At 70.1% G+C, this 14031-nt stretch carries 10 protein-coding genes; 3 read left to right on the forward strand and 7 right to left on the reverse strand.

Annotated features, from left to right (window positions below):
- The 3 genes from ACIBF7_RS40550 to ACIBF7_RS40560 all read right to left on the reverse strand — a co-directional run.
- Window positions 1-4322: hypothetical protein (locus ACIBF7_RS40550; protein WP_397199507.1), on the reverse strand; the 4322-nt coding region annotated here is incomplete at its 3' end.
- 788 nt (window positions 4323-5110) lie between these two features.
- Complete coding sequence (locus ACIBF7_RS40555) at window positions 5111-6487, reverse strand: IS1380 family transposase (protein ID WP_271280554.1); 1377 nt, start codon at window positions 6485-6487, stop codon at window positions 5111-5113.
- Between the two features lie 444 nt (window positions 6488-6931).
- The gene (locus ACIBF7_RS40560) at window positions 6932-7003 is read right to left on the reverse strand and encodes a hypothetical protein (protein WP_397199586.1); all 72 of its coding nucleotides are present in this window, start codon (window positions 7001-7003) and stop codon (window positions 6932-6934) included.
- Window positions 7004-7181: 178 nt separating this feature from the next.
- Between ACIBF7_RS40560 and ACIBF7_RS40565 the strand changes: the two genes are divergently transcribed.
- Both ACIBF7_RS40565 and ACIBF7_RS40570 read left to right on the forward strand, forming a co-directional pair.
- A complete protein-coding gene (locus ACIBF7_RS40565; RefSeq protein WP_364232674.1) occupies window positions 7182-7889 on the forward strand; it encodes a hypothetical protein in 708 nt (235 codons plus the stop codon).
- Complete coding sequence (locus ACIBF7_RS40570) at window positions 7886-9211, forward strand: O-antigen ligase family protein (RefSeq protein ID WP_364232676.1); 1326 nt, start codon at window positions 7886-7888, stop codon at window positions 9209-9211. The genes ACIBF7_RS40565 and ACIBF7_RS40570 overlap by 4 nt, the downstream gene beginning before the upstream one ends.
- Here the strand turns inward: ACIBF7_RS40570 and ACIBF7_RS40575 are convergent.
- A complete protein-coding gene (locus ACIBF7_RS40575; protein WP_364232677.1) occupies window positions 9160-10089 on the reverse strand; it encodes a hypothetical protein in 930 nt (309 codons plus the stop codon). The two genes, ACIBF7_RS40570 and ACIBF7_RS40575, sit on opposite strands and share 52 nt — an antisense overlap.
- Window positions 10090-10101: 12 nt before the next feature.
- The gene (locus ACIBF7_RS40580; protein ID WP_261809117.1) at window positions 10102-10644 is read right to left on the reverse strand and encodes a dTDP-4-dehydrorhamnose 3,5-epimerase family protein; all 543 of its coding nucleotides are present in this window, start codon (window positions 10642-10644) and stop codon (window positions 10102-10104) included.
- 32 nt (window positions 10645-10676) lie between these two features.
- Here ACIBF7_RS40580 and ACIBF7_RS40585 point away from each other — a divergent pair, with 32 nt between their 5' ends.
- Window positions 10677-11513 carry a glycosyltransferase gene (locus tag ACIBF7_RS40585; RefSeq protein ID WP_364232679.1) on the forward strand — a complete coding sequence of 279 codons (837 nt, stop codon included), beginning with the start codon at window positions 10677-10679 and terminating at the stop codon, window positions 11511-11513.
- An 11-nt stretch (window positions 11514-11524) separates the two neighbouring features.
- Here ACIBF7_RS40585 and ACIBF7_RS40590 read toward each other — a convergent pair whose 3' ends face one another.
- Window positions 11525-12709, reverse strand: coding sequence for a glycosyltransferase family 4 protein (locus ACIBF7_RS40590; RefSeq protein ID WP_364232681.1), 1185 nt, complete (start codon window positions 12707-12709; stop codon window positions 11525-11527).
- A complete protein-coding gene (locus ACIBF7_RS40595; RefSeq protein WP_397199508.1) occupies window positions 12699-14003 on the reverse strand; it encodes a nucleotide sugar dehydrogenase in 1305 nt (434 codons plus the stop codon). Before ACIBF7_RS40595 ends, ACIBF7_RS40590 begins: the two co-directional genes overlap by 11 nt.
- Window positions 14004-14031: the final 28 nt, after the last annotated feature.

The following is a 14031-nucleotide window of genomic DNA, read 5'->3' on the forward strand; positions in this document are numbered from 1 at the left end:
TCGGCGGCCAGCCCTCCGGCGGCGGGTAAGCCCTGAGTGCGCAGGTTCCCGGCCGCGTCGTAGCTGCTGGTGAAGCTGTACGTGCCGGCCAGCGCGCCCTCGACGGCCGGGACGGTGACGGTGCTGGCGGTGGGCCGGTAGTCGCTGTCGTAGCCGGTGACCGCCTGGGTGTAGGCATGGCCTGCCGTTATGCGGGTGGCGGCGGTGGGCTGGCCCTTGGCGACGGTGTCGTAGCTCCATTCGGCAAGCTTGGTGCCGGTGCCCGTCTCGCCGGCCCACTGGCTGGTGCGCCGGCCCAGGTCGTCGTAACTGTTGGAGATCTTCTGGCCGTTGCCGTCGACGCTCCAGATCTGCCGGCCGGCCAGGTCGAAGCCGTAGCTGGAGGTGCCGGCGTCGGGGTCGTCGGCGGCAGTGCGGCGGTCCAGCCAGTCATAGGTGTAGGTGCGGACGTTGCCATTGGCGTCCGTCATCGTGGTCAGGTTGCCGCGCAGGTCGTAGCCGTAGCCGGTGTCGGCATGCTGGCTGGCGTTCGGCCATTCCTCGACCTTGACGGCGCGGCCGAACACGTCGGTGACGGTGGCGGTCTTGCCGCCGAACGGCGGGGTGACCTCGGTTCGTTCGCTGCCCGGGTAGGCGGTGGTGGTGCGGCGCAGTTCAGTGCCCAGGTGGTAGGCGATCGATGCGGTGGGGCGTTCCTGGCCGTCGTAGACGGTCTTGGTCCACTGCGGCAGGTCGGTCAGCGCCGCATTGAGTAATCCACTGCCCGCGTCGTCGGCGTTGTGCACGGGCTCGGAAACCGCCGCGGTCAGGCCGCGGGCGTCATAGGTGGTGGCGGTGACGATCCGGCCGCCGGCAGGGGAGGCGGTCTGGGCTTCGCGGTTGCGGCCGAGCCCGTCGTCGTAGCTGTGGGTGGTGGTGTAGGTGGTGCCGGTCAGCAGCTCCCGGACGGTGGTCTTGATCGGCTCGTCCGGTTGGCCGAGCCAGCCGTCGAACGGGATGTCGTAGGCGACGGTCGCCGACGGTGTGCCGCCGCTGCGTGGCTGGCCCGGCTTCCACAGCGCGGTGGTACGGCCGAGCCCGTCGTAGTCGATCTCGGTGATCTTGCCGTTGGCGTCGGTCACCCGTACCGGCTCGCCCAGCGTGTGCGACAGGCGCGCGGTCACCGTATGGCCGAGCGGGTTGGTGGTGGTGACGCCGGTGGCGGGCCAGCCGACGGCCGGGCTGTAGGTGGTCGTGGTGGTCTTGTTGAGCGGGTCGGTGGCGGTCAGCGGCCGGCCGTAGTCGTCGAAGGTCGCCTTGCCGGTGGAGATGGTGGTGGCGTCGGCGTAGGCGCGGACCTCGGTCGGGTTGCCGTCGCTGGGCTTGTTGGTGGCCGGGTTGGTGCCCGCGTCGTACAGGGTGATGTTCTTGCCGATCAGTGTGCCGCTGGTGCAGCTGTCTCCGGCGCGTTCCTCCACCACGGAGGGGAAGGCGGTCATCCACTGCCCGGCGTCGGTGTTGCGGGCGTAGGTGGTGGAGGTGCAGGTGTTGTCGGCGGCCACGCCTTCCTGGCCGTAGTCGTTGACCCGGATCGGCAGGCCGTCATTGTTGTAGGCGGTGCGCTCGTCGGTGTAGCGCCAATTGCCGTTGCTCAGCTTCTCCCGGGAGCGTTCGCGGGTCGCCAGCACCAGCGCGATCTGCCGCTCCCCGGTGCCCGTGCCGGTGGAGGTGATCGTGTACTCGTAGCGGGTGGAGTCGACCTCGGTGTAGGCGCGCGGGCTGAGCGCGGTCATCGTCCACGACTGCTCCTGCAGCACCTGGCCCTGCAGCAGCGGGGCGTCGGTGATGGTGTTGCCGTCGAAGTCGGTGACGCTCTGCCCGGTGCCGCCCAGGAAGGTACGGGTGTCGACCGTGTAGCCGGCCGGGTCGCTGCCCGAGCCGGTGATGGTGCGCACCTGGCCGTAGCCGCGCCATTCGGACTTGTCCGGCGCCTGGCCGGGCTCGGCGAACTGGTCCGGGTCGATCCAGCGGGGCCCGCCGAGGAACTCGTACTGGTGGACCACGTCCGGCGAGCCGGCCACCATGTCGCGCTCGACCACCTTGGTGGCCAGCTGTTTGAAGAACCGGCTCCACGTCTCGTAGCCCTGGTCGGGGTCGCTGCCCATGTCGACCTGGTAGCAGTCGCCGACCTTGTCGGTCAGGTAGTTGCCGCCGACGCGGCCCTTGCCGCCTCCGCACGGGTCGGCCTGGCCGTAGGTGACCTCAATGCGGCCGCCCATGCCGTTGCCGATGGCGGCGATGCGCGGCACCATCCGCCAGGACAGGAAGTCGGTCCAGTCCGACCAGTTGTCGTAGTCCATCTTCCCGGCCAGCATCACCGCGTCGAAGTCCAGCGGCGGCAGCATCACCTCGGGCTCGGTGGCCATGCCGGTCTGCTGCACGGTGTCCAGCCACATCACCTGGTCATAAGCCCAGGCGAAGTCGGTGCGCTGGTAGATCCACTCGTGGGTGAGGTCGAGCCGGTCCACCGGGTCCCACTCGCCGGTGCTCGGGTTGCGCGACTCGGTCTGCACCGTGGTGAGCTTGCGGGTGGAGTAGAACGCGATCGCGTCGTTGGTACAGGTGGCGGGGTTGTCGCAGTGCAGGTCGGTGGGCACGTCCTCACCGTCGCGCGCCGCCGTGGTGAACACCGTGCGGGCGGTCGGCTGGCTGCCGGCCACCTGCGTGTTGTGCCCCCACACCACCTGCGACAGGAACCCGCCCCGGTCATACGGCAGCACCCGGTAGGTCTCGTGCCCGCAGGAGGGCAGGCAGAAGTAGTTGGTCTCGCGGGTGTAGGAGTAGTCGATGACGTTCTCGTTGCGGTCGATCTCCTGGTCCAGGTTCCACCGCCACACGCCGGTGCAGGTGGGCGGGATCTCGTCGTAGTAGTAGCGCTCGTAGCACGGCTCGTCCGCCACCACGTACGGGTCGTGCTCGTTGCCGATGTACGGGGTCTGCCACTGGGCGTCGCGGTTGTGGCCGAACCGCCACACCTGCCCGTCCTGGTCGATGATCTTCCAGTACGGCTGCCCGTCCGCGCCGCCGGCGACCTGCTCGACCTTCCAGCCGAAGTCCGGCACCGTCTTCCACGCGCCGGTGTCGCGGTCCTGCACGATCGAGGCCGAGCGGCCTCCGGCCGAGAGCACCAGCTCTGACTGGGTCTGGTCGTTGGTGGCCGGGTCCCCGTCATTCTGGTCGGGTGACTCCCAGCACAGCGCCCCGCCGCCGATCCCGAGCTCCTCGGCCCACCAGATCAGCTCGCCGGAGTTGTCGTCGAACCAGTTGTCCACATAACAGCGGCGGTAGCGGCGCTCGATGAATCCGGCGTTCAGGTCCCAGCCGACGCCGACGACGCCGGACTGGTTGTTGGTCCAGCGGCCCTGCCCGTCCACCGACGAGGCGTCGTACTGCAGCGACAGATCCGGCCCGTTCCCGGCCGGGGAGGGCGCCTCGGGGAGCGGCACGTCGTAGTCGAACCCGCCGCCGGAGGTGCCGGCCTGCCAGGTGCCCGCCGGCTTCAGATCGGTGGCGCCCCAGTTGCCGTCCGGGCCGGTCAGCCCGGCCGCCAGCAGATACACCGACCCGGCGGCCAACTGCGCCTCCAACGCCGCGGTCCTGGCCTTGGCAAGCGCCTGCTTATCCTTGCCCGTCACAGGTTCGGCGGCAGCGGGGGCCGCGTCTGCGGATGTGACGTCGATTTCGGCGGTGAGAGTGCCGGTCTGGACGTCGTTGACCGCATGCACTACCTGCGGCCGGGTCACGCACGAGCGCGGCCGCGGCTCCTGCAGCACGCACACCGGCAGCCGGACCAGCTGGAGGCGGCTGGCGAAGTTGCCGCCGAAGGCGTCACGGAAGGCGGCGTAGGAGAACTCCGCACGAACCTTGCCCGCCGCCTTCTCCCCGTCAGCGCGGACGATCCGGGCGGCCACGCCGACGCCGCCCAATTCGCGGACCGTTTCCGGTGCCAGCGTCTCAACCTTGACCCGGTCCGGCCCGGCTCCCTTGACCTGGCCGAGCCGCACCGGCAGCTTCTCGGCCGCCGCCACCTCCCCGGCTTCGGCTAGGTCCACCTCGGCCGTGCCCGCCTGCGGCCAGACCGGCTTTTCACGCCTCACCTCGGGCACGGACTCCTCAGCGCCCTGGGCCACCTTCTTGCCGGGTACGTCACGTCCCCGGACCGACTGTTCGGGGTCAGGTTCGGCTGCGGCTGCCTGCGGGATCAGCACGTCCGGCACGCCGATGCTGGAGATCAGCATCAAGCAGGCCAGACCAATGAGCAGCGCTACGAACCGTCCGCGCATGTCGGATCCCTTCGAAGGGCACGCTGACGCAGACCCCGACGAAGGGGCCTTTCATGCGCCATAAAGCAGGAGTAAGACGATCACTAGGAATGTGATCGTCCAGCGAAGATCGGTCAACGACGGGAGCGTCGCTTACCCGACACCCTCAGTCAGGTCCTGACGTCAACGATGGCGACACTCGCTGGTCAAGCGAGATGTCATGGATACGGTATACGCGCGCTGTGAGATGGATCACAAAGCGATATCGGACGCCCCTGGCCGGTAATTAAGGCGCGTTCCGAGTGATATTCGGCTGGAGGTAGCTCCAGCGGTCAGCCGCCTCGTGGCTCTGGCGCCTTCGGCTCGTCTTCTCGTACGAAGGAGCCTCGGCCCGGGATGGTTTCGATCAGCTTGAGGTCGTCTCTCAGGTGGGCAATAGCCTGACGGATCGTCGGGCGTGAGACCTCGATTTCGCGTTCGAGCTGCACTTCGGAGATGTCGAGACGGCGCCTCGGTGCGAATCCCTCAGAGTCCGGGACTACACGTGCGACTGCATGTCCACGCTGTACGAACTGTGCTCGGCGGCTGGCCTGGTCGTCATCCGCCGGACAATTGGATCGCCCGAGGGCGCACGCGTCAGTATTAGCCTCGATCTTTCACGATCTTCGTATGGTCGGGTAAGCGGTTCGGCTGAGGGTTGATTTCACGCTGAGGTCAGCGTGAGGAGCCCGGTTGACGCGCCGGGTGGGCGGGGTTCCACGTGCCCGATGGGTGTCCTTCCTGGTTCGTTAGGGTGGTTCCGGCGCTGGTCAGGTCGGTGCCGGCAGTGCTTGGAGCCGGGCCAGAGCGGTCAGGAGCGTGCAGGCCCAGGGCCATCGCGCGGCCAGGCGTAGGCGCAGGCGTCGGCTTCCGCGCACCAGCCGTCCGGCGACGGCGAACAGGCGGAGCCGCAGACGTTTGGGTTCGTAGCGGCGGGCTTCGGTGTCGTGCAGGGCGAGCATCTGCATCCATGCGAGGAGTTCGCAGGCCAGGGCGACGAGTTCGCACCAGATCTGGTTCTGGGTGAAGTCGTGCAGGGGCAGGTTGGCCAGGCCGGTGTCCTTGGCGGTTCGGATGCGGTCCTCGCAGCGGGCCCTGCGGCGGTGGCGGAGTTCAAGGTCGGCGAGCTGGCCGCGGCGGGTGTTGGTGACGAAACAGGTGAAGCGGTGCCCGTCGAGGTCGGTGAAGCGCAGCTGCGCGCCGGGATGGGGCCGTTCTTTGCGGGCGATGACGCGCATGCCTTTGGGCCAGCCGGTCAGGTCCAGCAGGCCGGTCAGCTCGGCCACCCAGGCGCCGGGCCGGATCTGGCCGTCGGCGTCGTAGGCAGGCGTCCATCCGCTGCTGGGCAGGCGCAGGATCGCGGCCTGGATGTCGTCGGTGAGGGTGAACCCGATCGAGTACGACAGCCACCGTCCGGGCCGGGTCAGCCAGGCCAGGAACTCATGGGTGCCGCCGCCGGAGTCGGTGCGGATCAGTACCTGGCGGCGGCGCTGGCGGGGTAGCTGGGCCAGGGCGAGCCGGGTGGCGTCGATGTGGTCGGCGGCGGTGTTGGACCCGGCGTTTCCAGGTCGCAGGAGCAGGGCCAGTGGCTCGCCGGAGCCGTCTTGGCCGTGGTCGGCGAAGACCGTCATCGGGTGGAAGCCGAAGGTCTTCTTCCAGGTCGGGGCTGCCTGCTGTTTGTCGGAGTGGGCGATGACGATGGTGGCGTCGATGTCGAGAGGGATCAGCTCGCCGTCGGCTCCGGGTGCGTGCTGGCCGGTCAGATGCCAGGCTCGCTGGCGTGCTTGGGCGCGGGCGGTTCGGATGGCTTTTAATGCTCGCGCCGGTTCGGCGGCCAGCCGGTCGATCAGCCGGGAGACGGTCGGGTCGGAGGCGACGGGGCCGAACAGGTCGGGCTGGGAGCGCAGCAGCGCGATGTCGGCCAGGCAGTCACCGCCGAGAGCCAGGGCGAGGGCCAGGTCGGCGATGACCTTGCCGGGGTCGTGCACGGCCCGGGCCGGCCGCCAGCGCTGCAGTTGGGTGGATAACGCCCGGTCCAGGCCGGTGACGCGCAGGGTGTGGAGCAGTAGCAGGGCGCCTGTGTGGGAGACGAGCCCCGAACCGTCCGCGGACGCCTCGATCTTGCGCTGGGACGCGATAGTCTTCACGTGGAAAGTGCCTTCTGATCTGGCGTGGACAGGACTCTAGACAAGCCCCATCCTCCCAGCTCAAAGGCACTTTTCTTATGTAAACGATCAGCCCGGCTCAAATTCCTCGTGAAAGCCCGAGGCTAGTCTACGGCGCATGCAAGTGGCTCGCCGGCGATGACCCGCTCTGCGCGGTCTACTGCGTGACGCGAGACAAGGGCTTCATCGCGGCCCACTCCAACGGCTCTTTGAACAAGCACAGTTACGTCCTCGCGCCAACGAGGTTCCTTCTGCTCTTGCGCGCGGCTCGAGCCCAGTACGCCATCCAAAAGACTCGCCCCGGTAAGCCCTAACATGCTCGACGGGTGACGGGTCAGAGCCACCAGATCGCGGTGGCTCTCGCCGGCAACTCGGTGAGCTGGGTGAGGCGTTCGGCCAAAGGCAACCCGGGTGCCTTGGAGTTTCTCACGGTACGACTTGCACGGTCACGTACGGGCGGTTGGCGGCGGCAACAAGATGGTCAAGCTGTACGGACATGACCTGGGCGTCCCTATTGGTCGTCGAAGCGCCATCTCGTCAAGCAAGACCCACAGGGTGGGCGGTGAACCGGTGTCCAGGGTTGGCACATAACACCCAGTAACAGGACAGATGCTGGTGTAACGCTCCACCCCTGTGCGCCCGACATCCATGGGGCGGCACTCGTACGGGAGGGCGTGTGGACTTCTGGGGGACCATCCTCGTCCTGATCAGACGCTGGTACGTGGCCCTGCCGGCCTTTCTGCTGGCCCTCGGCGGCGCCTTCTATGCCTACAGCACGATCCCGGTCACCTACACCACCACCGCCGTGCTGGTGCTGACCGCGCCGACCACCGGCGGGATCCTGCCACCCGACCCCGGCCAGCCCGTGCCCCAGGTCAACCCGCTGCTCAACTTCGACCACGGGCTGGACGTGGCCGCCTCGATGCTGATCAGTGTCATGAGCACGCCGGACATGGTGGCCGACATGGGCACGGCCGAGGGCGACACCGAGTACGCGGTCACCAACGGCACCAACAACCTGGAGTCGCTGGCGACCGGGCCGCTGGTGTTCGTCGAGGGGGAGAGTCGCACGCCGGAGGCGTCCGCGGCCATCGTCCGGCAGGTGATCGAGCGGGTCAGGCAGGAGCTCGACGTGCGGCAGCGGCAGGTGCACGCGCCGCCGGAGACGTACATCACGATCAGCGAGGCGGTGCCGCCGACCACGCCCGCGCCCCAGCAGGGCAGGAAGCTCCGCTCGGCGGCGGCGGCCCTCGGCCTCGGCGTGATCGCCGCCCTGACGGCGGCCTTCGCGGCGGAGAGCCTGGCGGCCCCGCTCCGCCGCCGCCGCCCCGGTCCGCAGCCCGAGGAGAGGGAACTGGTCGGCGCCGAGAAGGCAGGACCGTGACGGAGCCACCGCCCCGGGCGGATGGGGCGACGGTGGCGGCGGTGTTCGCCTTCGTGCTGCTCGTGGTGCCCGCGCGGCTGGTGCTGAAGTACCTGCCGTTGTCGCTCACGCCCGCGAACGTGGTCAGCCTGGTCGCCGCGCTGCTGTGGCTGTGCGCGCAGCTCACGCTCGCGTTAGGGGCGGCCAAGGGGCGTAATCCGGTACGTACCGCGCTGTTCGCCTACTTCACCGCCATGCTCGCCACGTACGGCTTCGCCACGGCCGGCCCGATGGAGTCGGACGAGCTCAACCTGGCCGACCACTCGTTCGTGCTCGTGGTGGCGATCGTCGGGCTGGCGTTGACCGTCTGTGACGGGGTGCGCGGGCTGCGGCGGCTGGACTTCGTGCTGAAGACGCTCGTCGTGGCCGGCGCGGTGATCGCGGTGATCGGCGCGCTCCAGTTCCTGTTCTCGGTCGACCTGACCCGGTTCATGGAGCTGCCGATCCTGCGCTACACGACCGAGGGCGACGCGTTCGTGCTGGAGCGGGCCGACCTGCGGCGGGTGGCCGCCACCACCGGGCATCCGATCGAGTTCGGCGTCACCTGCGCGATGCTGCTGCCGCTGGCCGTGCACTACGGCGTGCGGGCGCGGGCGCTCCGGGAGCCGTCGCTGCGCTGGTGGGTGTGCGCGCTGCTGATCGGGTGCGGACTGATGTTCTCGGTGTCCCGCTCGGCGATGCTCAGCCTGGCCGTGGTGGGCGCGGTGCTGTTCGCGGGCTGGCCGGTCAGGCGGCGGCTCCAGGCGCTGGTGGCTGCGGCCGGGTTCCTGGTGGCGGTCCGCATAGCCGTGCCGGGGCTGCTGGGCACGTTCGTCGGCCTGTTCACCGACCTCGGCAACGACGAGAGCATCCAGTACCGCACGCACGACTACGCGGTCGCCGCGCAGCAGATCAGCCGCCACTTCTGGCTCGGCCGCGGGCTGGGCACCTGGTATGCGCCCAAGCACCAGATCTTCGACAACCAGTACATCCTGTCCATGGTGGAGACCGGGCTGATCGGCACGGCGGCGTTCGCCGGGCTGTTCCTGGTCGCGTGCTACGCGGCGCTGCGGTCGCGTTTCCTCAGCGCCGACCCCGTCACCCGCGACCTCGGGCTCACGGTCGCCGCCTGCCTGGTGGTGCCGCTGGCCGGGTCGTTCACGTTCGACCTGCTGTCGTTCCACACCGTGACGGGGATCTCGTTCCTCCTGGTCGGCGCGGCGGGCGCGCTGCTGCGCGCGGTACGCGCCGATCAGCTCGCGCCCTCGCAGGCCAGCGGGCCGACGATCGAGGTGACCCGATAGTTCGCGTCGATGGTCACCAGTTCGTTCCCGGCCCAGTCGGCACGGCCGCACTCGGAGTCGACCGGGCCGTACACCCACGACTTGTCGACGAGCTTGTTGCCGCGCACGACCTGCTTGCCGCGCGCGTTGCGCACCTGGATGCTGAACGTGCCGCCCATCACCAGGTTGCCGGTGACCACGACGTCCTCGGACTTCTCGTCCACCAGGAAGATCGGCGCGGTGATGTGCTCGGCCTCGCGCTGGTCGACGGTGTTGTGGTGGAAGGTCAGGCCCTTGCCGCCGTTGTAGGCCTGGATGCCGTCGGAGTGGTCGCCGGGGTTCGAGCAGAGTTTCACGTACGAGTCGCGGATGTCCACGGCGTCACCGGAGACGCGGAAGCCGTCGCTGTGGCCCTGGACGAGCACGCGGGTGGCGGTGTACTTGTCGTGGCCGATCGCGGGCAGCGGGCCGCAGGTCCTCGTGGTGCCGACGGTGGTGTCCGTGATCGTGAACCGGAACGAACGGTCGCCGTCGGCGTTGGTGACGTGCCCGTCGATGACGCTGTTCTTGATGGTGACGTCGTCGGCGTGGACGAGCAGGGGGCCGCGGATGTGCACGCCGTCGAGCACGGCCCCCGGTGTCTGGACCTTGTACGCGACGTCCTCGGTGTTGAGCGGGACCTCGGTCAGCCGGACACCCTTCGGCGCCCCCGTACAGGCCGGAGTGGGATGGTCGGGGCAGGAACTGCCGTCGGGCCTGACGATCGACGCCGACGGACTGGGCGCCGGCGGCGCGACCGTCGGCCGCGGCTCCGCCTGACATGCCGTCAGCAGCACCACCATCGAGATGACCACGACGGCCGCACGGCCCGGAACCGGTGTGGTGGGGTGGGCGCTCACGGGCATCACCTCTCAGCCGCCGAGCCGGCGCGACAGGTCGGCCCAGGAGCCCGCGCGCAGGTCGCGGTCGCTCACTTCGGTCACCGGCAGGGGCCACGCTATCTTGAGATCCGGATCGTCGTACCGGACCGCGAGATCCTCCGCGGGGTCGTGCTCGCGGTCGATGCGGTAGCAGGTGTCGGCGGGTTCCGTCAGCGCCTGGAAGCCGTGCAGCAGCCCGGGCGGCACGTACAGGACGGTGAAGTCCTCGTCGTCCAGCCGCACCGCCATCCGCCTGCCGAAGGTCGGCGAGCCGGGCCGGGCGTCCACCAGCACGTCGTGGATCGCGCCCCGGGCGCAGCGCACCAGCTTGGCCTCACCCTGCCCACCGCGCCCGTGCAGCCCTCTGACGGTGCCGCGGACCGACCTCGACTGGCTGTCCTGGATGAACGTCTCCGGCTTCAGCCCCGCCTCGGCGGCCACGGCGGCGTCGAACGTCCGGGTGAACAGGCCGCGCCGGTCCCGGTGCGGCACCGGCCTGAACAGCAGAACCCCGTCGATCTCGCCCGATTCCACTCTCAAGCTGTCTCCTTCCGAAAGGCGGTGTGATGAAGCCGACGGTCAGCGTGGTGATCCCGGCCCACGACGAGGCAGGCGTGATCGCGGCGAACCTGGACACGTTGCTGACGGGGACCGGGCCCGGCGAGTTCGACGTGATCGTGGTGGCCAACGCCTGCACGGACGGCACCGCGCGGGCCGCCGCCCGGCCGGGCGTGCGGGTGCTGGAGACCTCGCGACCGGGCAAGGTGGAGGCGCTGCGCCTGGGTGACGCCGCCTGCCGCGCCTTCCCGCGCGTCTACCTGGACGCGGACGTGCGGCTGGACGCGAAGTCGGTGCGCGCGCTGGCCGAGGCGGCGTCCCGGCGGGGGGTGCTGGCCTGCGCGCCGGTGCCCGAGTGGGACCTGGCGGGGACGGGGCGGGTCGTCCGGCGGGTGCACCGGGTGCACGACCGGCTGATCGCGCCGTCCCGGGCGCTGGCCGGGGTGGGGGTCTACGTGCTGACCGAGGAGGGACACCGGCGGGTGTTCCCGCTGCCCGACGTGATCTCCGACGACGGCTACGTGGACGGCTCCTTCACCGGCGACGAGCGCGTCGTGGTGACCGAGGCCAGGTCGGTCGTCCGGCCCGCCCGCACGGTCCGCGCCCACCTGGCCCGCCGGGTGCGGGTCAGGCAGGGCAACCGGCAGCTCGCCGGCCTCGGCCTGCCGGGCCGCTCGCTGCGCGCCGGAGCCCTGCGCGACCTCCTCGCCGCCCGCGAGGTGAGCGTCCTCGACGCCGCCTGCTACCTGGCGGTCCTCGCCGCCGACCGCGCCCTCACCCTCCTGAGAGGCGGGAAGACGACCTGGGGTACGGACACCGGCACCCGAAGCGGACAACCCGCGTAGCACGGCAGGGGTCACCGGGAGTCCGTGGCGGCTTCGTAGGCCGCGAGGAGGGCCTTCTTGGAGTGGGTCCACGACAGCGGCCCCGCCACGCGCTCCCTGCCGATCTCGCCCATGCGGCGTCGTTCGGAAGGGTCGTCCAGCAGCCGTGCGATGAGCTTGGCGAACTCCGACTCGTCGTTGGCCGGCGCGTACAGGGCCGCCTCGCCCGCCGACACCCGCGCCTCCCGCAGCTCGAAGGAGACGATCGGCCGGGCCATCGCCATGTACTCCATGACCTTGTTCATGGTGGAGACGTCGTTGAGCGGATTCAACGGGTCAGGCGACAGGCACACGTCGGCCGTCGACAGGTAACGCATCAGGTCCGGGTCCGGGATCCGCCCGGTGAACTCGACGGTCTCGCCCAGCCCCAGCTCGCGGGAGAGCGCCACCATCGCGTCGAAGGTGTCGCCGCCGCCGACGAACACCGCGTGCCAGTCGGTCCGCCCGTGCTCGTCACGCAGCCGCGCCAGACTGCGCAGCGCGTAGTCGACCCCGTCCTGCGGCCCCATCACGCCGAGGTAGCACAGCAGGTGCGGCTTGCCGCGCCGCAGCCCGGGCTCGGCAGGCACCTGGTGGAACCGCTCCACGACGGGCGCGCTGCGCACCACGAACACCTCGCCGGGCAGCTTGCCGCCACGCGACAGCGCCACCTGCCGGTAGCTCTCGTTGGTGGCGATCACCACGTGCGCGGCCCGGTACGTGCGCCGCTCCAGCAGGCACACGGCCCGGTACAGCAGGTCGCGCCCCCGGCCGAAGCGCGACAGGTACAGCTCGGGCACCAGGTCGTGCTGGTCGAAGATGAACCGGGTGCCCTTGCCCCGCATGGCCAGCGCCACCAGGAAGAACAGGTCGGGCGGGTTGCACCCGTGCACCACGTCGAAGCGCCCGAGCCGGCGGGCGATGCGGAAGGTGTGCCACAGCGCCGACCCGTACTCGCGCAGGTAGCCGACGGGTCCGCCGGTGGCGGCGCGCAGCGGGTAGCGGTGGATGCGCACGCCGTCGATCATCGCCTCGGCCTCGCGGTCCTGCTTGGCGCCCATCGGGCAGATGACGTGCACCTCCCAGCCCGCCTCGCGCAGCGCGACGCTCTCCTGCCAGACGCGGCGGTCGAGCGGGACGGAGAGGTTCTCGACGAGGATGAGCGCTCTACCAGCCAATGCCCACGTAATCCCTTCTGTCCCGATGTGTCGCGGCTCCCGGCACGCGCACGAGGTCGATCACCTTGCCGCGGAAGCCGTCGAGCCCGTCCAGCACGGCCGGATCCGTGCTGCCGATCACGCACACCTCCGCGTGGTCCAGCACCTCGGCCACCGAGTCGGCGAGCAGGTCGCCCAGGTGCGGCAGCCGTTCGGCGATGTACTCGCGGTTGGCCCCCATCAGCCGCGACATCGACACGTTGGCGTCGTAGATGCGCAGGTCGTAGCCCTTGCCGAGGAGCCGTTCCGCCAGCTCCACCAGCGGGCTCTCGCGCAGGTCGTCGGTGCCCGGCTTGAACGACAGCCCGAACAGCCCGACCTTGCGCAGCCCCGGCGCGGTGACCAGGTCGAAGGCCCGCCGCAGGTGCGCCTCGTTGGCGGGCAGCACGTGCGACAGCAGCGGCACCGACACGTCCGCCTTGCGCGCCGCGTACACCAGGCCGCGCAGGTCCTTGGGCAGGCAGGAGCCGCCGAACGCGAACCCGGGCCGCAGGTAGGCCGGGCTGATGTTGAGCTTCCTGTCGGCCAGGAACACGTCCATGACCTGGTACGAGTCCACGCCGAGGGCCTGGCAGACCGCGCCCAGCTCGTTGGCGAAGCCGATCTTGACGGCATGAAAGGCGTTGTCCGCATATTTCGTCATCTCGGCCACCGGGATCGGCACCCTGAACACCTCGCCCGGCAGCCCCTCGTACAGCCCGGCCACCACGTCCCCGCTGGCCGGATCCGACTCCCCGATCACCGTCTTCGGCGGCGCGAAGAAGTCGCGCACGCTCGTCCCCTCGCGCAGGAACTCCGGGTTGACCGCCACCCCGAAGTCCGCGCCCGCCCGTAGCCCGGAGGACAGCTCCAGGATCGGGATCAGCAGCTCGGCGCAGGTTCCCGGCAGCATGGTGCTGCGGAAGACCACGACGTGCCCGGGTCGCAGCGCCCGGCCGATCTGCTCGGCGACCCGCTCCAGGTAGGCGGTCGACAGGCTGCCGTTCGGCGCGGACGGGGTGCCGACGCAGACGAGGGAGAGGTCGCTGGACGCGACCGCCGCGGCGGCGTCCGAGGTGGCGCGCAGCCTGCCCTCCCGAACCGCCCGCTCGACCAGCTCGCCGATGCGTTCCTCGACGATCGGCGCCCGGCCGCCGTTGACCAGCTCGATCTTGGCGGGGTTGACGTCCACGCCCACGACCTCGTGGCCCATCGAGGCCAGGCACGCCGCCGACACGCACCCCACGTAGCCGAGCCCGAAGACGCTGATCCGCATGGCTTCCCCCGCCTGAAGAGCGTGCTGG

This window comes from Nonomuraea sp. NPDC050478, from assembly GCF_044458265.1.
GTDB classification, from domain to species: domain Bacteria; phylum Actinomycetota; class Actinomycetes; order Streptosporangiales; family Streptosporangiaceae; genus Nonomuraea; species Nonomuraea ferruginea.